This is a genomic window from Rhodovulum bhavnagarense, from assembly GCF_004343505.1.
Taxonomy (GTDB): Bacteria; Pseudomonadota; Alphaproteobacteria; order Rhodobacterales; family Rhodobacteraceae; genus Rhodovulum; species Rhodovulum bhavnagarense.
Genome location: NZ_SLXU01000001.1, coordinates 258,234 through 277,715, shown reverse-complemented (window position 1 = coordinate 277,715; position 19,482 = coordinate 258,234). Strand labels below are relative to the sequence as shown.

The 19,482-nt window shown below is 63.5% G+C and carries 22 protein-coding genes and 1 tRNA gene; 13 read left to right on the top strand and 10 right to left on the bottom strand.

Features of this window, described 5'->3' with window-relative positions; genetic code table 11:
• Window positions 1-18: 18 nt before the first annotated feature.
• The 6 genes from EV663_RS01420 to miaB all read right to left on the bottom strand — a co-directional run bounded on the left by EV663_RS01420 (window position 19) and on the right by miaB (window position 5,127).
• Window positions 19-909, bottom strand: a complete 891-nt coding sequence (locus EV663_RS01420) for a hemolysin family protein (RefSeq protein WP_132949974.1) — start codon at window positions 907-909, stop codon at window positions 19-21.
• A gap of 24 nt (window positions 910-933) precedes the next feature.
• Window positions 934-1,455, bottom strand: a complete 522-nt coding sequence (ybeY, locus tag EV663_RS01415) for an rRNA maturation RNase YbeY (protein WP_132949973.1) — start codon at window positions 1,453-1,455, stop codon at window positions 934-936.
• Between the two features lie 120 nt (window positions 1,456-1,575).
• Window positions 1,576-2,586 carry a PhoH family protein gene (locus EV663_RS01410; protein WP_132949972.1) on the bottom strand — a complete coding sequence of 337 codons (1,011 nt, stop codon included), beginning with the start codon at window positions 2,584-2,586 and terminating at the stop codon, window positions 1,576-1,578.
• Between the two features lie 150 nt (window positions 2,587-2,736).
• Window positions 2,737-3,036: a hypothetical protein gene (locus EV663_RS01405; protein WP_132949971.1), complete on the bottom strand. Its 300-nt coding sequence runs from the start codon at window positions 3,034-3,036 to the stop codon at window positions 2,737-2,739.
• Window positions 3,037-3,049: 13 nt separating this feature from the next.
• Complete coding sequence (locus tag EV663_RS01400) at window positions 3,050-3,571, bottom strand: OmpA family protein (protein WP_132950398.1); 522 nt, start codon at window positions 3,569-3,571, stop codon at window positions 3,050-3,052.
• Between the two features lie 224 nt (window positions 3,572-3,795).
• A complete protein-coding gene (gene miaB / locus EV663_RS01395) occupies window positions 3,796-5,127 on the bottom strand; it encodes a tRNA (N6-isopentenyl adenosine(37)-C2)-methylthiotransferase MiaB (protein ID WP_132949970.1) in 1,332 nt (443 codons plus the stop codon).
• A gap of 125 nt (window positions 5,128-5,252) precedes the next feature.
• Here miaB and EV663_RS01390 point away from each other — a divergent pair, with 125 nt between their 5' ends.
• A complete protein-coding gene (locus tag EV663_RS01390) occupies window positions 5,253-6,125 on the top strand; it encodes a glycosyltransferase family 2 protein (RefSeq protein WP_132949969.1) in 873 nt (290 codons plus the stop codon).
• A gap of 96 nt (window positions 6,126-6,221) precedes the next feature.
• Here EV663_RS01390 and irrA read toward each other — a convergent pair whose 3' ends face one another.
• The gene (gene irrA / locus EV663_RS01385; RefSeq protein WP_132949968.1) at window positions 6,222-6,668 is read right to left on the bottom strand and encodes an iron response transcriptional regulator IrrA; all 447 of its coding nucleotides are present in this window, start codon (window positions 6,666-6,668) and stop codon (window positions 6,222-6,224) included.
• A 155-nt stretch (window positions 6,669-6,823) separates the two neighbouring features.
• Between irrA and fabA the strand changes: the two genes are divergently transcribed.
• The 5 genes from fabA (at window position 6,824) to EV663_RS01360 (ending at window position 9,888) form a co-directional block, all read left to right on the top strand.
• Entirely contained in the window at window positions 6,824-7,333 is a 510-nt protein-coding gene (fabA, locus tag EV663_RS01380; protein ID WP_132949967.1) for a bifunctional 3-hydroxydecanoyl-ACP dehydratase/trans-2-decenoyl-ACP isomerase, read from the top strand.
• 21 nt (window positions 7,334-7,354) lie between these two features.
• On the top strand, window positions 7,355-8,584 hold the full coding sequence (fabB, locus tag EV663_RS01375; RefSeq protein WP_132949966.1) for a beta-ketoacyl-ACP synthase I: 1,230 nt from the start codon (window positions 7,355-7,357) through the stop codon (window positions 8,582-8,584).
• A gap of 6 nt (window positions 8,585-8,590) precedes the next feature.
• Window positions 8,591-9,379, top strand: coding sequence for an enoyl-ACP reductase FabI (locus tag EV663_RS01370; RefSeq protein WP_132949965.1), 789 nt, complete (start codon window positions 8,591-8,593; stop codon window positions 9,377-9,379).
• Between the two features lie 78 nt (window positions 9,380-9,457).
• Entirely contained in the window at window positions 9,458-9,769 is a 312-nt protein-coding gene (locus EV663_RS01365) for an ETC complex I subunit (protein ID WP_132949964.1), read from the top strand.
• Between the two features lie 42 nt (window positions 9,770-9,811).
• Window positions 9,812-9,888, top strand: a tRNA-Arg gene (locus tag EV663_RS01360).
• Between the two features lie 245 nt (window positions 9,889-10,133).
• On the opposite strand, the gene bhcD is transcribed toward EV663_RS01360, so the two are convergent.
• The 3 genes from bhcD to bhcB form a co-directional block, all read right to left on the bottom strand.
• A complete protein-coding gene (gene bhcD, locus EV663_RS01355) occupies window positions 10,134-11,099 on the bottom strand; it encodes an iminosuccinate reductase BhcD (RefSeq protein ID WP_132949963.1) in 966 nt (321 codons plus the stop codon).
• Window positions 11,100-11,209: 110 nt separating this feature from the next.
• A complete protein-coding gene (gene bhcC, locus EV663_RS01350) occupies window positions 11,210-12,373 on the bottom strand; it encodes a 3-hydroxy-D-aspartate aldolase BhcC (protein ID WP_132949962.1) in 1,164 nt (387 codons plus the stop codon).
• 22 nt (window positions 12,374-12,395) lie between these two features.
• On the bottom strand, window positions 12,396-13,367 hold the full coding sequence (gene bhcB, locus EV663_RS01345; protein WP_132949961.1) for a beta-hydroxyaspartate dehydratase BhcB: 972 nt from the start codon (window positions 13,365-13,367) through the stop codon (window positions 12,396-12,398).
• A 187-nt stretch (window positions 13,368-13,554) separates the two neighbouring features.
• Between bhcB and bhcR the strand changes: the two genes are divergently transcribed.
• The 7 genes from bhcR (at window position 13,555) to EV663_RS15790 (ending at window position 19,480) form a co-directional block, all read left to right on the top strand.
• Window positions 13,555-14,400 carry an HTH-type transcriptional regulator BhcR gene (gene bhcR / locus EV663_RS01340; protein ID WP_132949960.1) on the top strand — a complete coding sequence of 282 codons (846 nt, stop codon included), beginning with the start codon at window positions 13,555-13,557 and terminating at the stop codon, window positions 14,398-14,400.
• 52 nt (window positions 14,401-14,452) lie between these two features.
• Complete coding sequence (locus EV663_RS01335) at window positions 14,453-15,367, top strand: LysR substrate-binding domain-containing protein (protein ID WP_132949959.1); 915 nt, start codon at window positions 14,453-14,455, stop codon at window positions 15,365-15,367.
• A gap of 103 nt (window positions 15,368-15,470) precedes the next feature.
• Window positions 15,471-17,312 (top strand): dihydroxy-acid dehydratase, encoded by a 1,842-nt coding sequence (ilvD, locus tag EV663_RS01330; RefSeq protein WP_132949958.1) that lies wholly within the window; start codon window positions 15,471-15,473, stop codon window positions 17,310-17,312.
• Window positions 17,313-17,429: 117 nt separating this feature from the next.
• The gene (locus tag EV663_RS01325; RefSeq protein ID WP_132949957.1) at window positions 17,430-17,918 is read left to right on the top strand and encodes a lytic transglycosylase domain-containing protein; all 489 of its coding nucleotides are present in this window, start codon (window positions 17,430-17,432) and stop codon (window positions 17,916-17,918) included.
• Window positions 17,919-18,197: 279 nt separating this feature from the next.
• Window positions 18,198-18,881 carry a substrate-binding domain-containing protein gene (locus EV663_RS01320; RefSeq protein WP_132949956.1) on the top strand — a complete coding sequence of 228 codons (684 nt, stop codon included), beginning with the start codon at window positions 18,198-18,200 and terminating at the stop codon, window positions 18,879-18,881.
• Between the two features lie 39 nt (window positions 18,882-18,920).
• Window positions 18,921-19,049 (top strand): hypothetical protein, encoded by a 129-nt coding sequence (locus EV663_RS15940; protein ID WP_279432532.1) that lies wholly within the window; start codon window positions 18,921-18,923, stop codon window positions 19,047-19,049.
• Window positions 19,050-19,138: 89 nt separating this feature from the next.
• The gene (locus tag EV663_RS15790; RefSeq protein ID WP_243697845.1) at window positions 19,139-19,480 is read left to right on the top strand and encodes a hypothetical protein; all 342 of its coding nucleotides are present in this window, start codon (window positions 19,139-19,141) and stop codon (window positions 19,478-19,480) included.
• Window positions 19,481-19,482 lie beyond the last annotated feature (2 nt).

Genomic DNA, 19,482 nt, shown 5'->3' with positions numbered 1-19,482 from the left:
GGCCGCGCGCGCAAGGGCTCAGGCCTCTTCGCGGCCGGGGAGACGGACGCGCAACCGCTTGATGCGGCGGGGATCGGCGTCGATCACCTCGAATTCCACACCGTCACGCTGGCGAATCACCTCGCCACGCGCAGGGACGCGACCGATCATCATGAACAACAGCCCGCCCAGCGTATCGATTTCCTGCTCGTCATCCGGATCGGCCAGCCGCAGGCCGATCTCGGCCTCGAATTCGTCCAGCGGGGCGCGGGCCTGAACGAGAAAGATGCCCGGCTTTTCCAAGGACCAGAGCGTGCCTTCATCGATATCGTGCTCATCCTCGATCTCGCCCACGACCTGTTCGATCAGGTCTTCGATGGTCACAAGCCCATCAACCCCGCCATATTCGTCGATCACCAGCGCCATGTGCATCCGCTGGCTTTGCATCTTTTGCAACAAGACCCCGATCGGCATCGACGGCGGGGCATAAAGAAGCGGGCGGATCATTTCTTTGAGGTCAAAAGAGCCTGCCTTGCCGTTGAACCCATGGCGCAAGGCGAAATCCTTGAGATGCACCAGCCCCACGGGGGTATCCAAGGTGCCGTCATAGACAGGCAGCCGGGTCATGCCCGTTTCGCGAAAGACCTGAACGAGGTCATCCTTGCCGATATCCAGCGGCACCGCCTCGATCTCTGCCTTGGGGATCGCCACGTCATCAACACGCATCCGCCGCAGGTTCAGCATCCCCGGCGGCAATGCGCCTGTGGGCGGGTCCGCGCCCTCGCTCGCCTGATCCTGTCCGGTCGATGGAGAATTCGCGTTGGGCATGATCGCCCCTACAAGCCGGCCCAGAAGGCCCCGCCCTTCAAGAGTGTCTGTCTCAAGCGCGCCCTGCGCGGCGCTAGACGATCCGTCGATCTCGTCGCCCATAAATCCTTACCGAATAACCCGGACTCACGGTCCGTGATCGTCATATGGGTCGGACAGCCCCAGTTTTGCAAGTATTTCGACCTCGATACGTTCCATTACTTCTGCATCTTTCGGCCGAATGTGATCGTAACCCAACAGGTGCAGACAGCCATGGACGATCAGGTGGGTGACGTGATCGGCCATCGGCTTGGCTTGCTCGCGGGCCTCGCGGGCGCAGGTATCATAGGCAATCGCGATATCGCCCAGTTCCAGGGGCATGCCGGGCAACGCAGCCGCGGGCCTGTCAGGGGCGGCGCCATCGCGTTGCGGGGCCAGATTCTCGGCAGGCCAGGACAACACGTTGGTGGGGCCGGGTTTGTCGCGGAATTCCGCGTTCAGCGTGGCAATACGCGCGTCGTCACAGGCCAGGATCGCGATCTCGCAGGCCTCGGGAACCAGCCCCAGATGGTCAAGGGTGGCACGCGCGGCGGTTTCGGCCAGGGCCTCAAGCCCAAGCGTGTTCCAACGGGGATCTTCGACAAGGGTATCGGTGGTATCGGTGCTCATCGTCACGATCTAGCGCGTGAAACGGCGCCCCGTAAGGGGGGGCGGGCCAAATCGCATGGAAGACCATGCAAGCCGCTCAGGCAAGGGCGATGACGCACGCGCCCGGCATGGCCGACGCGCTCAGGCCTCGTCCGCGTCATAGGCCTCGATGATCCTGGCCACCAGGGGATGACGCACGACATCTTTCGAGGTAAAGTAATTGAACGAAATCCTTTCGATGCCGGAAAGCAAGCGCTGCGCATCCGCCAGCCCGCTGGCCACGCCGCGCGGCAGGTCCACCTGCGACCGATCGCCGGTGACGACCATGCGCGACCCCTCGCCCAGGCGGGTGAGAAACATCTTCATCTGCATCGTGGTTGCATTCTGCGCCTCGTCCAACACTACGAAGGCATTCGACAACGTCCGTCCCCGCATGAACGCGAGCGGCGCGATCTCTATACGCTTTTCCTCCATCAGCTTGGCCACCTGCTTGCCCGGCAGGAAATCGTTCAGCGCGTCGTAAAGCGGCTGCATGTAGGGATCGACTTTTTCCTTCATGTCGCCGGGCAGAAAGCCCAGCCGCTCGCCGGCCTCGACAGCGGGACGACTGAGAATGATGCGGTCGACATGGCCGCCGATGAACATGTTCACCGCGACCGCCACGGCAAGGTAGGTCTTGCCAGTGCCTGCGGGCCCGATACCAAAGGCCAGCTCGTGTTCATATAGTGAACGGACATAGCTGCGCTGGGCCTCGGTTCGGGGCTCGACCAGTTTCTTCCTGGTGTGAATTTCAACCCGTCCGCGCTGGAACATCTCGAGTTGATCGCCATCGCGCGCGCCCGTTCCATCGGCGGAATCGCCCAGCCGGATCGCGCCGTCGATATCGCCCGCCTCGACCCCCTTGCCACTTTCGAGCCGCGCGTAAAGCTGGCCCAGAACCTGCGCGGCCTGCGCACGCGGCGGATCTTCGCCTACGATTGCAAGTTGGTTTCCCCGGCGCAGAATATGCACCCCGAGGCGGTGCTCGATCTGGGCAAGGTTGCGATCGAACTCGCCGCAGAGGTCGATCAACAGGCGATTATCTGCGAATTCCAGCCGGGTCTCGGCGATATCCGCATCTTTCGGCGGGGGGGGCAGAGCGCTGATGGCCAATAAGGACTCCGTCGGTGAAAGCCTGCCAAGATATGGTGCCAACCGACGGATCAAACCGCAAGCTCTCGGTGAAATGTTTTACCCGATTGATACAAAAATGACCGCCGGGACCAGCCACGGCGGTCAGATGTCGTGCAAGGACGCCCCGCGTCAGATCGGATCGGTAACGCCAGAGCCGGACTTGTAAGGCCCGATCGCGGTATTGGGCGGCGCGATACCTGAACAGACCGGCTTGCCATACTTGTCCAGGCGCTGCGACAGGTAGCCCTCGATCCCGTCATCGATGATCCAGTGTTCGCACCCGTTGGGATCGACCCAGATGCCTGCGCGAAGCTGGCTGAGATCCTTGGAGTCGATGAACCGGTCGACCGTCTTGTCAACCTTGTTATCGACACAGCCCGCGACCGAAACGGCGAGAGCGGCAATCGCGATGATCTTGGCCTTTTTCATAGTGCTCGCCCCTTCAACGAAGACAGATGATCTCGACACGGCGGTTTTGCTGCATCCCGGCCGCGGTCTGGTTGGTTGCGCGCGGCATATGCTCGCCATAGCCGCGCACATCGGCGATGCGCGCGCCCGATTGCTGAGCGATCCTGGCGACGGCATCCGCACGGCGTTTGGACAATGCCATGTTGTATTCTGCACTCGCACGGCTGTCGGTGTGGCCGGCTATGACAAAGGCACGCGCAGTCGTCGCGCGGAAAAATTCCTGCAAACGGGCCCGGCCAGCGGCTGTTACCGTGGCGCTGTCAGTAGCGAAAAGCTGGTCGGAATTCATAACCCCGCAAGTATTGCCTCGACGACAGACCGGAATGCCTTCGCGGGTGACATGGGGCGTCATGTACCCCTCCCAGCCGTCATCCATCACCCAATGTTCGCATCCGTCGGGATCGACCCAGATCGTGGGCACATAGCGTTCGCCCTGGATGACCTTCTGCTGCGCCTGAGCGGCGGGAATGCCGGCCAGTGCCACAGCCCCCGTCATGATTGCCGCGCCCGCAAGCCCTCGCTTTGCCTTGTCGAAAAATCCTTTGATCACGGCTGTCGCCCCCTGCCCTTGCAAAAACGGAAAAGGCGGTGCCGGAGACACACGCACCCACCGTATACGACAAGAGATTACCAAATTCGGCTAGCTTGTGAAGATTCTTTTACCAGATATTGTAGGCGGAAAAGAAACAGCTACCCTTTCTCGCAACGAATTGTCGGCGATCAGGCGTCCACCGACGTCACGAGGCGCCCGGATAGCGAGTTGGGCGCGGCGGCGACGATCTCGACCTCGGCAATCCGGCCCAGCCAGTCCGGCCCGGCCTCGGCATGAACCGCCTGGAGGTGGTCGGACTTGCCGACCATCTGGCCGGGCATTCGCCCCTGCTTTTCGAACAGCACGCCAACACGCCGCCCGACCATGGCCTTTTGCGCGGCCTCCTGTTGGTGGTGCAACAACGCCTGGAGCCGCGCCAGCCGGTCGGCCATGACATCTTCGGGCACCTGTTCCGCGCGTTCCGCCGCGGGGGTGCCCGGGCGAGGCGAATACTTGAAGGAATAGCACTGGCCGTAGCCGACCGCGCGCACCAGCGCGAGGGTATCCTCGAAATCGGCATCGGTTTCGCCGGGAAAGCCCACGATGAAATCGCCCGAGATGAGGATATCGGGGCGGGCGGCGCGGATGCGTTCGATCAGGCGCAGATACTGCTCGGCCGTATGCTTGCGGTTCATCGCCTTGAGGATGCGGTCGGACCCCGACTGCACCGGCAGGTGCAGGTAGGGCATCAGTTCCGCACAATCGCCGTGGGCGGCGATCAGGTCGTCTTCCATGTCGTTGGGGTGCGATGTGGTATAGCGCAGCCGGTCCAGCCCGTCGATCTTCGCCAGTTCACGGATCAGCCGGGCAAGGCCCCAGGTGCCATCCGGCCCGTCCCAGTGATAGGCGTTGACGTTCTGACCCAGAAGCGTGAGTTCCCGCACGCCGCGCTCCACCAAGTCGCGCGCCTCGTCCAGGATGCGCGTGGCAGGGCGCGAGACCTCGGCGCCGCGGGTATAGGGCACCACGCAGAAGGCGCAGAACTTGTCGCAGCCTTCCTGCACGGTCAAAAACGCGGTCGGGCCGCGGCTGGCCTTGGGGCGGCCGCCCAGCCGGTCGAACTTGTCCTCTTCGGGGAAATCGGTATCCAGCGCCTTTTCGCCGCCCCGCGCCTTGGCCTCCATCTCGGGCAGGCGGTGATAGCTTTGCGGGCCGACCACCAGGTCGACCAGCGGCTGGCGGCGCAGGATTTCCGCACCCTCGGCCTGGGCGACGCAGCCCGCCACGCCGATCTTCAACTCGGGATTGGCGGCCTTGAGCCCCTTGAGGCGCCCCAGTTCCGAATAGACCTTTTCGGCGGCCTTTTCGCGGATGTGGCAGGTGTTAAGCAGGATCATGTCGGCGGCTTCGGGCGTGTCGGTGGTGACGTAGCCCGACGCGCCCAGCGCCTCGGCCATCCTCTCGCTGTCATAGACGTTCATCTGACAGCCATAGGTCTTGATATAGAGTTTCTTGGGCATGGGCCTGACATCCGGGGGTATGGGGCGTGTCCTACACAATGCGGCGGGCCGCCGCAACGCTTGCATCCCCCCCGCAATTGTCAGAGCTTGACGCACAGACAGGCCGCACAAGGAGAACGAAACCGATGGCGGGGAAGCGCTATGACGGGCTGAAGGATTTCCTCGAACGCGGACAGGCGGCACTGGCCAAGGGGCCGGTCGCATTGATCATGGTCGAGGATCTCATCGAGGTCGACACCACGATCCGACACCACGCGCAACTCGGGTTTCAAAGCATCGTGGTTTTTGCCCCGGATGCGCTTGACCTGCCCGAGGACATCACCACCACCATCCACCGCGTGCGCCATGACACGTTGGCCGACAACGCGGTGCCCGACACGGTCAACCGGATGATCGAAGCCGCTCCGGGAAGCTGGTTTTACTACTGTTACAACGCGGAATTCCTGTTCTTTCCGTTCTGCGAGACGCGCTCTGTCGGCGAAATGCTTGCCTTTCACACCGAGGAAAGGCGCGACGCGATGCTGACCTACGTGATCGACCTTTACGCGGGCGACCTCGACACGTTCCCCGATGCTGTCTCGCTTGAGACGGCGATGATCGATCGATCTGGCTATTACGCGCTGGCACGGACCGATGCGAACGGGGCCCCCAAGGACAGGCAACTCGATTTTTTCGGCGGGATTCGCTGGCGATTCGAGGAACACATTCCCAAGACGCGGCGCCATATCGACCGGATCGGACTGTTTCGCGCCAAGCCAGGGCTGCGGTTGGGCGACAATCACCTCTTCAACGATGAGGAATACAACACCTATGCCTGCCCCTGGCACCACAACCTGACTGCGGCAATCTGTTCCTTTCGCACCGCCAAGGCATTGAAAACCAATGCGGGCTCGCGGTTCGATATCCACGATTTCAAGTGGCACAACTCTGTGCCATTCGACTGGAACTCACAGCAATTGCTGGATCTGGGCCTGATGGAACCGGGCCAGTGGTTCTGACGCCATAACAAGGGCATCCCGACCGATGCCGCGTTTTCACGACGGGCGACCGGTGCGGCCCTTTCCGCCAAGCAGGCTCATCGGAAAGGGCCAGTGTCAGGTGTCGGCACGCCGCAGGCGGATGACCACCTCTACCTTGGTGATTTCGGCGCCCTGCGGGGCATCGGGAAGGCGCGCGATTTCAAGCTGGTCAGAAGGCGCATCGGACAGCCTGCCCTCATCTTCCCAAAAGAAATGCGGATGATCGTCGACACGGGTATCGAAATAGCTCTTGGTCCCGTCGACCATCACTTCCTGCATCAGGCCCGCATCGCAAAATGCGCGCAGCGTGTTGTAGACAGTCGCGAGCGACACTTTTTCGTCGCTCGTGCAAGAGGCCGCGTACAGACTTTCGGCCGTGACGTGCCGGTTCTTGCCATCTCCGATCAACAGGGCGGCAAGGCTGACACGCTGACGGGTCGGGCGCAGGCCAGCCTTGGATAACCAACGGCTGCTGCGTTCCACCGCGTCGGGAGTATCGGGATGTGCGTTGAATTGTGTCATGACGACTATATGGTCACTGCAAGATCCGAATTCAAATAAATTTAAGTCGAGGCGGCGGTTTGGCGCAGCATGCCGGCACTATTGCCACTCTGCGAGGCAGAGTGATAGACGGAGGCGTACAAAACATGACCCAACCAAAAGGGGACAGGGCCCGGATGAGTGATTTCCCGACGAGCTTTGATCGCGACCAGCTTCTGAAATGCGCGCGGGGAGAGCTTTTCGGCCCCGGCAACGCACAACTGCCGGAACCGCCCATGCTGATGATGGACCGCATCACCGATATCAGCGCCGATGGCGGGGCACATGGCAAGGGGCACGTGGTGGCCGAGTTCGACATCCACCCAGATCTCTGGTTCTTTTCCTGCCATTTCCCCGGAAACCCGATCATGCCGGGCTGCCTGGGCCTGGACGGGCTGTGGCAATTGACGGGTTTCAACCTGGGCTGGCGCGGCTGGCAGGGGCGTGGCTATGCGCTGGGCGTGGGTGAGGTGAAACTCACCGGCATGGTGCGACCGGACCGCAAGATGCTGACCTATTACGTCGACTTCACCAAGGCCATCCATACCCGCCGCCTGACCATGGGTGTGGCCGATGGCCGGGTCGAAGCGGATGGCGAAACGATCTATCATGTCAAAGACATGAAGGTCGCCTTGTCCGAGAGCTGATTCAAAACGAAAGGAGCGCCCATGCGCCGCGTCGTCATCACGGGGTTCGGCATCGTCTCCCCCATCGGCAACAATGCCGCCGAAGTCGAGGCCGCCCTGCGCGCCGGGACATCCGGCATCCGGTTCGAACCCGTCTATGCCGAGAACGGCTTTCGCAGCCAGGTCGCGGGCATCCCCCAGATCGACCTGGCCGCCACGATCGACAAGCGCCAGCTTCGATTCATGGGGGCGGGTGCGGCCTATAATTACATCGCGATGGAACAGGCCATTGCCGATTCCGGGCTCGAGGCCTCCGACATCTCGAACGAGCGCACCGGCCTGATCATGGGGTCCGGCGGGCCGTCGACCTCGAACTTCTTCACCGCGCACCAGATCGTCAAGGAAAAGGGCAGCCCGAAGCGGATGGGCCCGTTCATGGTGACGCGCTGCATGTCGTCCACGAACTCGGCCTGCCTGGCCACGCCGTTCAAGATCAAGGGCGTGAACTACTCGATCACCTCGGCCTGCTCGACATCGGCCCATTGCATCGGCAACGGCGTCGAGCTGATCCAGATGGGCAAGCAGGACATCGTCTTCGCCGGCGGCGGCGAAGAGGTGGACTGGACGCTGTCCTGCCTGTTCGACGCGATGAACGCGCTGTCGTCGAAATACAACGACACGCCCGAGACTGCCTCGCGCCCGTTCGACGCCACGCGCGACGGCTTCGTGATCGCGGGCGGCGGCGGCACCGTCGTGCTGGAGGAACTGGAACACGCCAAGGCGCGCGGCGCCAAGATCTATGCCGAGGTGACGGGCTATGGCGCCACGTCGGACGGCTATGACATGGTGGCACCCGCCGGCGAGGGCGGCGAGCGGTCGATGAAACTGGCGCTGTCCACTCTGCCCGAGGGCCGCAAGATCGACTATATCAACGCCCATGGCACCTCGACCGTGGCGGGCGACGCGACCGAGATCAAGGCCGTGCGCAACGTCTTTGGCGAGGGCAACGTGCCGCCCATCGCCTCGACCAAGTCGCTGACCGGGCATTCCTTGGGCGCGACCGGCGTGCACGAGGCGATCTATTCGCTGATCATGATGGAAAAGGGCTTTATCGCGGCCTCGGCCAACATCACCCAGTTGGACCCCGAGATCCACGAGGGCGAGATCGTCACCGAACTGCGCGAGGGCGTCGAGATCGACAGCGTGCTGTCCAACAGCTTCGGCTTTGGCGGCACGAACGCCTCGCTGGTAATGAGCAAGTATCAGGGATAAGCGCCGATGCCTGAATTGATGAAGGGAAAGCGCGGGCTGGTCATGGGCGTTGCCAATGACCGCTCCATCGCGTGGGGCATTGCCAAGGCGTTGGCCGACGAGGGCGCAGAGCTTGCCTTTTCCTACCAGGGCGAGAATTTCGGCAAGCGGGTAGAACCGCTGGCCGCAAGCGTTGGATCGGACTTCCTTGTCGACGTCGATGTGAACGATGACGCCTCGCTGGAACGTTGTTTCGGGCGGCTGGAACAGGAATGGGGCAGCCTCGATTTCGTGGTCCACGCCATCGCCTATTCCGACAAGAACGAACTGACCGGCCGGTTCATCAACACCACGCGCGAGAACTTCAAGAACAGCCTCGCCATTTCCTGCTATTCTCTGATCGACGTGGCCCGACGCGCCCAGCCCCTGATGCCCAATGGCGGCACGATCCTGACCCTGACCTACCAGGGGTCGAACCGGGTGACGCCGTTCTACAACGTGATGGGCGTGGCCAAGGCGGCGCTGGAATCGACCGTGCGCTACCTCGCCTCCGACCTTGGTCCCGAGGGCATTCGGGTCAACGCGATCTCACCCGGCCCGATGAAGACCCTGGCCGGTGCCGCGATCGCCGGTGGCCGCAAGACCTACCGCCACGCCGAAAGCAATGCGCCGCTACGCCAGAACGCGACACTGGAATGCATCGGCGGCACCGCCGTCTACCTGGCCTCTGACCACGGCGCTTGTACCACGGGCGAAATCATCACCGTGGACGGTGGCTATCACGTCCTGGGCATGCCGCGTTTCGAGAATATCTGAGGCCCGGCGACCCGGTCTTGATCCGGCCGTATCTCGGCCCCATAAAAAGATGACGATTTCCCGGGAGGATATGACCACATGCGCGCCCGCATCTACCAGCCCTCGAAAACCGCCATGCAGTCCGGCCAGGCAAAGACCCACCACTGGGTGCTGGAATTCGCCCCTGCCGCGCCGCGCGAACTTGACCCCCTGATGGGCTGGACCGGATCGTCGGACACGCATGCGCAGGTGCGACTGACATTCGAAAGCCGCGATGCCGCGCTGGATTATGCCCGCCGCAACGGGATCGACGCGGTCGTCCTGCGCCCCACCCCGCGCAAGCATAATATCCGCCCGGCCGGCTATGCCGAGAATTTCGCCACCGACCGCCGTGGCGCCTGGACCCACTGAACGCTTGCAGAACGCGGCGCCGACAGGCAATACGCCGCCAGCGGCCCCTTAGCTCAGCTGGATAGAGCAGCCGACTTCTAATCGGCAGGTCGAGGGTTCGAATCCTTCAGGGGTCGCCACCTTATCCATTTTCGCTGATCCCAGGAAAATCGCGATGCCCGGAGCCCCGCCATATGCGGGCTTTTTCGTGGCAGGGCGCACGGCACGGGCCATGCGATCTTGTGGCGCCAGTGCGCAAGGTGACGCTGGAAGAAGATACGTGTCCCCGCCTGGGCTACTGTTATGTAACACGCAAACAAGGTGCCACTTCCGACAGAATCGTCTTGCGACGCTCGCTTGCGGCCCATGGACAGCGGCCCGCCACCTAGACACCCACCTGCTGCGCCACCCCCCTCTCACGTGCGAGCCTGGCAACGCGGCTCGCAACCGCAAGATCCTGCAACGCGATCCCCGTTCCGTCGAACAGCGTGATCTCGTCTTGCACGCATCGCCCCGGATGCCCCCCGGTGATGACCGCGCCGATCGCGGTAATGTCTGCCGGCCCGATCATCCCATGCGCCACGGCATGTTGCGCCTCGCCGATGCTGATGGACTGGGCGATCTCGTCGGTAAAGACACGCGCGCGGGCCAGGATCTCGGGTTCCAATTCCTGTTTGCCCCGTGTATCGGTCCCCATACAGGCGATGTGCGTGCCCGCACGCAAATGCGCATCGCGCAGGATCGCGGCAAAGCTCGAGGTGATCGTGACGATCACCTCCGCCTCCGCGCCCAGCCGTTCCAGTGACACCACCTCGAAGGGCAGCCCAAGCTCGGCAGCGATCTCCGCCAGTCCCTGCAAACGTTCCGGCGTGCGGTTCCAGGCGACAACTCTTTCAAAGGGGTGTTGAGCCGCCGCCGCGCGCAACTGGAACGGGGCCTGGTGGCCCGCACCGATGATCCCCAGAACCCGCGCATCGGCGCGCGCCAGGTGGCGGATGGAGACTGCGGCAGCGGCGGCCGTGCGTAGCGCGGTCAACAGGTTGCCTCCGACCAGCGCGCGCGGCCGTCCGGTATCGGGATCGAACAGCAACACGGTGGACTGGTGGTTGGCCACCCCCCTTGCCGCGTTTGCCGGCCAGTAGCCACCTGATTTCACGCCCAGAACCGCCGCCTCGCGGTCAAAACCCGATTTGAACCCGTAAAGCGCATCCGCATGCCCGAGCGCCTCGCGTATGACCGGGAAATTGACGGCCTGGTCGCGCGCCATCGCGGCAAGGACCGCTTCCACGGCCTCGAAACAGTCCTGCGCCGAGATCAGCGCGGCAATCTCGCTCTCGGGCACGATGATCATCCCCGTCCCTCCTTGTCGTCATCTCCCAAAGCGGACAAATGTGCGCCCGCGCCGTCCTGCTTTGGGCGAAATATCCCCGCCGGAGGCAGCCGCCCGATGGGCGGCTTTCCTCAATAGGCTTTGCCGCGGGCCGAAACGGGCCAGAGTGCTTCGACCTTGCCGCCACGCAGACCGACATACCAGTCATGAAGATTACAGGTCGGGTCGCAGTGGCCGGGCACCAGTCTGAGCTTGTCACCCACCTTGAGACGGCCCTCCGGATCGGACACGACCCCGTGCTCGTCCGAACATTTCACATAGGCCACGTCGTCGCGGCCATGCACGACCGGCAAACCGCTATCGACCGACTGCGCCTTGAGGCCCGCATCGACGATGGCCTTGTCAGGCTTGGCATGGCTCATAACCCCGGCCAGGATGAACAGCGCGTTTTCCCATTCGCCCCGGTCGATGCGCACACCGTTCCTGTCCAGGATGCGCCCGTAATCGGCATCCATGAAAGCATAGGACCCGCATTGCAGCTCGTTGTAGACACCCGAGGCTGTTTCGAACTGATAGCTGCCAGTGCCACCGCCGCCCACTATGGCGCAGTCCAGCCCCTCGGCCTTCAATGCCTCGACCGCCTCTCGAACCATCCCCACCGCGATGTCGATCTTCGCCTTGCGGTCCTCGTAAAGGTCCAGGTGCTGCATCGCCCCCTGGTAGGCCTGTAGGCCCGCGAATGTCAGCGCCGGCGCGGCATTGATGGCGCGGGCGATCTCGACCACATCTCGCGTCGTCGTGACACCACAGCGGCCCGCACCGCAGTCGATCTCGACCAGGCATTCGATCACGGTACCATGCCGCTTCGCGGCGGCCGACAGGTCAGGGATGTTGTCGAGGTCGTCGACACAAACGATCGTGCGCGCGCCCAGTAACGGCAGGCGCGCCAAACGGTCGATCTTGACCAGGTCGCGCACCTGGTTCGAGATCAGAATATCCCGGATACCGCCACGGGCAAAGACCTCGGCCTCGCTGACCTTCTGGCAACACAGGCCGCAGGCACCGCCCATCTCGATCTGGAGCCGCGCCACATCGACCGACTTGTGCATCTTGCCATGCACCCGGTGACGCATGCCGTGGGCGCGGGCATAATCGCCCATTTTGCGAATGTTGCGTTCAAGGGCATCAAGATCCAGCACAAGGCAGGGCGTCTGGATGTCGGCCTCGTCCATGCCGGGCAGTGCAGGCACGTCATAGCCCACGTCGAGGGTGTCTAGCCGGTTGAGATCTTTCATGCTTCGTCCTCCTTCTCGGGGCTCAGCCTGCGCTCCAGGGCAGGCGGTCGAGATCCACGTTGCCGCCAGTGACGATCACACCGACACGCTTGCCGCGGAAGATTTCGGGGTTTTTCAGGATCGCGGCCAGGGCCACGGCGCTGCTCGGCTCGATCACGATCTTCATCCGCTGCCAGGCCAGACGCATGGCCTCGACGATCTCCTGTTCCGAAGCGGTCAGGATGTCGGTCACGTGGCGCGACACGAAATGCCAGGTATTGTCCTTGAGCGGCACCTTTAGCCCGTCGGCCACGGTCTCGGGGGCATCATCGGCGATGATGCGGCCCGCGCGCAGGCTGCGACAGGCGTCATCGGCCTGTTCCGGCTCGGCCGCGAAAATCAGCGTACCGGGCCCAAGCCGCGACAAGGTCAGGCAACAGCCCGACACCATGCCACCCCCACCGATGGGGGCGATCACCGCGTCCAGACCGCCAGTCTGTTCGATCAACTCGCGCGAACAGGTTCCCTGCCCTGCGATCACCCGCGGGTCGTCATAGGGGTGAACGAATTCCGCGCCGGTCGCGGCCTGCACCTCGGCAAAGACCGCCTCGCGCGAACTGGTCGAGGGCTCGCATTCGGTGATGAGTCCGCCATAGCCTCGGACCGCATCCTTTTTCGCCTGCGGGGCCGTGCGCGGCATCACCACGTGGCAGGGGATACCGCGCCGGCCGGCCGCGTAGGACAGCGACAGCGCGTGATTGCCCGAACTGTGGGTCGCCACGCCCCTCCTCGCCGTCTCGTTATCCAGACCGAACACCGCGTTGCAGGCCCCGCGCACCTTGAATGCACCCGCTTTCTGGAAATTCTCGCACTTGAAGAACAGCTCGGCCCCGCTCAGGCCGTTCAGGTAGGCCGAGGTCAAGACCGGCGTTCGGTGGATATGGGGCGCGATCCGGTCATGCGCCGCAAGCATGTCTTCGAAAACCGGCATCGTCGGCGTCACCATGTCCTTCATCTCGCTGCCTCCTGCGCGGCGCCACTGCGGCGACGCGTCAAACTTCGATCCAGAGGCTAGCGGCAGGCCCCGGTGACCTCAATTTTTTTGAAAACGTTTTTCAAAAATGGATAGGAACAGAAAAACTCGTTGCATCAAGCCGTTGCTTTTTTCACATTATGAAAAACATTTTCACATCAGGACACCAATGGCTGAAACATCCGACGCACGCTCCTCCGACCGTCGCGCGCGCGGCCGCCCTCGCGCCTGGTCCGACACCAGCGGGCAGAACGTGATCAAGTCGCTCGACCGTGGCATAGAGGTGCTGGAGCGGTTGGGCGAGATGGGTGCCAGCACGCTTTCGGAGCTTGCCACGGCATTGAACCAGCCGCCCGCCTCTGTTTACCGGGTGCTGTTCACCTTCGAGGCGCGGGGGATGGTTGATTTCGACCCTGACAGCCAGACCTGGAATATTGGCGCGGGCGCCTTCCTGATCGGTTCGCGCTTTTTGCGTCGGTCCTCTTTGGCCGAACGCGCCCGCCCCGCACTGCGTGCACTGATGGAGGCCACTGGAGAGACTGCGAATCTCGGCGTCGAGCGTGACGGGCAGGTTCTCTTTGTCAGCCAGGTCGAGACCCATGCCGCGATCCGCGCGTTTTTTCCGCCGGGCACGCTGTCGCCCATGCATTGTTCGGGAATAGGCAAGGCATTGCTGGCACAGATGCCGCCCCGCCGGGTCGAGGCCGTCGTCAGGCGTCACGGGCTGGACCGGTTCACCGCCACCACGCTGACCGATCCGCAAGCCTTGTCCAGGGATCTCGCTGAAACGCGCGCACGCGGATATTCAATTGATTCCGAAGAGAAAAACGACGGCATGCGATGCGTCGCTGCGCCGATTTTCGACATGCATGGCGAGGCCGTGGCCGGCGTATCGGTTTCCGGCCCCGCGCTGCGCCTTCCCGAGGATGGCCTGCCTGAACTCGCCCGCGAGGTCGTCCGCGCCGCGCAAAGGATCACCGAGGGCATCGGCGGCGGCATCCGGCCGGGGCAATAACCCCGGAGTCAGAAAAACTTGCCTATCTGATCGCATTTTGAAAGAAACACTTATGCCCTCTCCGACGCTGAAACAGCTCCGCTATTTCGAGGCGGTCGCCCGGCACAACCATTTCGGCCATGCCGCAGAGACCTGCGCGATTTCGCAGCCGGCGCTTTCGATGCAGATCAAGGAACTTGAGACGATCCTCGGCACGCCGCTTTTCGAACGAGGCCCGCGCCATGTGCGGCTGACCGGCTTTGGCGAAGAGGTGCGTGCGCAGGCCCGCACCATCCTGCGTGCGGTCGACGACCTGCAAGCCATGGCGCGCGCCGCGCAAGGCGAGTTGACCGGCCGGCTGAGGCTGGGCGTTATCCCGACCATTGCACCCTACCTGTTGCCGGCGGTGATCGGGCGCCTGATGCGCGACTATCCCGGTCTTGACCTGAGGGTGCGGGAAACCGTTACGCCCCGGCTGTTGCGGGAACTGGACGAAGGCCGGCTTGACGCCGCGATCGTCGCCCTGCCCGTCTCCGAACCGGCACTGACCGAAGTGCCGCTCTTTACCGAGGAATTCGTTCTTGTCCGGCCCGCGGCCGAGGCAGACCTGCCGGTGCCGAGGGCCGACAGCCTGCATCGGATGCGCCTGTTGTTGCTGGAAGAGGGGCATTGCTTTCGCGACCAGGCGTTGTCGTTTTGCACAGCCCCCTCCGCACGCCCGCGTGAATTGATGGACGGCAGTTCACTGTCGACCCTCGTGCAGATGGTGGGGGCGGGCATGGGGGTGACCTTGATCCCGGAAATGGCCGTCCCGGTCGAGACGCGCTCGGCCGATGTCGCGGTCGCCCGGTTCGACGCACCGCGCCCCGAACGCACCATCGGTCTGGTATGGCGTCAGGCAAGCCCGCTGGCCAGCCGCTTTCAGCGCATCGCCGAGGCCGTGCGCGACATCGCCCGCGACCTGGCCACGACACGCCGCGCAACATGATCGGTCCCGCGCGGCACGACCCGCGCAACGATCTTGCCAGAGATTGATTTTTCCGCGCCAACCTGCGATTTCCCCTCAAAGCCGTCAGCAAAGGACATGCCCCATGCCAGCCCTCCGTTCCCGCACCTCTACCCATGGCCGCAACATGGCCGGCGCCCGCGGCCTGTGGCGTGCAACCGGCATGACGGATGCGGATTTCAACAAGCCCATCATCGCGGTGGTCAACTCCTTCACCCAGTTCGTGCCGGGCCATGTGCACCTGAAGGACATGGGCCAACTGGTCGCCCGCGAGATCGAAAAGGCCGGCGGGGTCGCCAAGGAATTCAACACCATCGCCGTGGATGACGGCATCGCGATGGGCCATGACGGGATGCTTTATTCCCTGCCCTCTCGCGAGTTGATCGCCGACAGCGTGGAATACATGGTCAACGCCCATTGCGCCGACGCGATGGTCTGCATCTCGAATTGCGACAAGATCACGCCGGGTATGCTGATGGCGGCGATGCGCCTGAACATCCCGGCCGTTTTCGTGTCCGGCGGCCCGATGGAGGCCGGCAAGGTCGTACTGAACGGCAAGACCCAGGCACTGGACCTGGTGGACGCGATGGTTGCCGCCGCCGACGACCGGATCAGCGACGAGGAGGTGCAGGCGATAGAACGCTCGGCCTGCCCGACCTGCGGGTCGTGCTCTGGCATGTTCACCGCCAACTCGATGAACTGCCTGACCGAGGCTCTGGGCCTGTCGCTGCCGGGTAACGGGTCTGTCCTGGCCACCCATGCCGACCGCCGCCGCCTGTTCGAAGAGGCCGGTCACCGCGTCGTCGAACTGGCGAAACGCTATTACGAGGGCGATGACGCAACCGCCACGCCGCGGGGCATCGCCACGCGCGCGGCCTTTCTGAACGCGATGACACTGGATATCGCGATGGGGGGCTCGTCGAACACCGTTCTGCACATCCTCGCCGCCGCCCATGAGGGCGAGGTCGATTTCACCATGGAGGACGTGGATGCGCTGTCGCGCAGGGTGCCGGTACTGTGCAAGGTCGCCCCTGCCAAGAACGATGTGCATATGGAGGACGTCCACCGCGCCGGCGGGATCATGGCGATCCTTGGCCGGCTGGATGCGGCGGGGCTGCTGGACCGCACCGTTCCCACGATCCATTCCCCCACGCTGGGCGCGGCCATCGACGCCTGGGACATCAGCCGGGGCATTGACGACGAGGTGGAAACCTTTTTCCGCGCCGCGCCGGGGGGCGTGCCGACCCAGACGGCATTCAGCACCGACCGGCGGTGGGACAGCCTGGATACCGACCGCGCAACTGGCGTGATCCGCGACGTCGAACATGCGTTTTCGCCCGATGGCGGGCTGGCGGTGCTGTCGGGCAACCTTGCCCCCGATGGCTGCATCGTGAAAACGGCGGGCGTGGATGAGAGCATCCTGGTCTTTACCGGACCCGCCCGCGTTTTCGAAAGCCAAGATGCCGCGGTCAGCGCGATCCTGACCGGTAAGGTGCAGGCCGGCGACGTGGTGGTGATCCGCTATGAGGGTCCAAAAGGCGGGCCGGGTATGCAGGAAATGCTGTATCCCACCAGCTACCTCAAATCCAAGGGGCTGGGCAAAGCCTGCGCACTGATCACCGACGGGCGCTTCTCGGGGGGCACGTCGGGTCTGTCGATCGGGCATGTTTCGCCCGAGGCCGCGGATGGTGGCACCATCGGCCTGGTGCGCGAGGGCGACCGGATCGAGATCGATATTCCGGGCCGCGCGATCCGGCTGGCCGTGGACGACGCGGAACTTGCCGCGCGCCGCGCCGCGCAGGATGCCGCCGGCTGGAAACCGGCCCAACCGCGGACACGTCGCGTCACATCGGCGCTGAAGGCCTATGCCGCGATGGCCACCAGCGCGGCGCAGGGCGCGGTGCGAAGGGTACCCGAAACCGACTGACACGCCCCGTGCCGTGCGCGAGGGGCTCGGCCGCATTTTGCCAAATCCGCCCGGAGGCCTTGCCTGCAGCCCTCCGGGCGGGGTTAAATCGGGATGGAAAACGACCCGGAGAGCCACATGGCCAGGCTCGCTCTGTTCTGTGCTGCCATGAGTGTCGCGCTTGGCGCCTGTTCTGGCGGCACACCGCCCGAACAGGCATCGCGCCAGGCCCCTCTTTATCCCAACGAGACGCCGCAATTGCGGTCTCTTATCAACCTGTACGCCGACCTGCACGATGTGCCTCGCCCATTGGTTCACAAGGTCATACAGCGCGAAAGCGACTATCGCCCAGAGGCACGCAACGGGCCCTATTACGGGCTGATGCAGATCCTGCCGCAAACCGCGCAAAGCATGGGATTCGAGGGACAGCCAGGCGATCTGCTGGATGCCGAAACGAACCTGCGCTACGCGGTGAAATACCTGCGCGGGGCGTGGATCGTTTCGGATGGCGACATGGACGAGGCCGTAAACTGGTACGCACGCGGCTATTACTACGAGGCGCGCGACCGTTGCCTGCTGGTCGAAACCGCCCTCAACACCCGAGAAATCGCGCGACATTGCCGCTAGGGCGGGCAAGCATTCGCCCGCGCGGGCATACCGGGCCTTGAGGAGGCGATGACGCCACCATGAAAAAGAGCCCGCTGAAGGGACTGACCGTTCCTCAGTTGCGGGCACTCGAGGCAGTGGTACGGTTGGGAACCTCTTCGGCGGCGGCCAATCTTCGAAAGTATCGCAGCCATCGATTTCAAACCACATCGCCGCGGTGGAACGGCAATCCCGCGCGATACTGTTTATCCGTCATGTGCATTCCATCCGGCGCTTGAGGCGCTTTCGCCCCGAATCCACGTGTTGCGCGTGCTTTGTGCCGATCTGGAACGCGAACTTGTCGCCGCACGCGACCTGGCGATCGTGACTTTGAGGATCTGCCACTCGACCTACCAGCTTGCGATTCCGGTGATCGGGCGGTTCATGCAGGCTCAGCCCGGCACAGAAATCGAAGCCCGCGCAAAGGCCTCTGCCGATGTGCTGAGCGGGATAGAGGCCGGACGGCTGGATATAGGTTTCATCACCGCCCGCGAAGTGCCTGACGGGATGCAGGGAATGAAGCTGGTCAAAACACCCGTGGTTCTGGTCGCCCGCCCCGATCATCCCCTCGCGATCAAAGGCCATGCGGATTGGTCGGAAATTGCGCAGTTTTCGTTGATACAGCGCGAAAAGGGCTCGGGGACGCGCCAGATTTTCGAACGCGCGGCAAACCTGGCCCAGATCGAGCCCGATACCGTTCTGGCGCTGGGGCCCTGGCGATCAATCGTGACCATGGTGCGCGCCGGGATCGGGCTGGGCGTTGCCTTTGCCGCTGAACTGTCCGCGACGGACGAATTGGTGCCTGTGCGTATTGCGGATGGCCGCCTGATCGCGCGCCATTTCGTTGTCTGTCAAAAACACATGGCCCATGTCGCCGTAGTCGAGGCCTTTCTTGCCAAGACCTGCGTACAGGGTAACGGTTCCGCGACGACAGCTAGAATATAGCCAACAGGCGGGGGTCGTTTCGTATCACGGAGCCCCACCATGACGAAAGCTCTTCTCCTCTCCGGCTGTGCCCGCATGGCAATGGCCCTGCCCGCGCTGCCGGCCAAGGCTTACGACTACTACTGGACCTCCCCCTACCGCCCGCAGCGGTGGAGGCTGGAGCAGTAAGCGCGCCCTCGCACATCTGACGCAAGGCTCCGGGCGCCTCCGCGCCCGGACCACACCGCACCCAATGTGATAGTGCAAGAACAAGGCCCATGCTGCGGTTCACCGCTGAACGCTTCGTCGGAATGATCGTCACGATGCTGCTGCTGACTTTCATGATCGTGTTCATGAATTTCGTCTCCGACATCCTGCGGGCGTGTCTGGCCCCGCGCATCAAGCTAGGGGCTGACGCGATGAAGGCGCGGGGGTTCATCCTTTACCTGGGCAAACTGACGGTGGTGGACAGTTTCCGCATCGGCTGCATCGGGCAGCTGGACGTGCATGTGATGCGCCGGGTGGTGGCCGCCGCCGGGGAGGTTCTGGCGGAAATGGGCGTCAATCGCGCGGCCCCGCCCGCCGCGGCACTGGAAGAACACAAGAAACTGGCAAGCTGAGG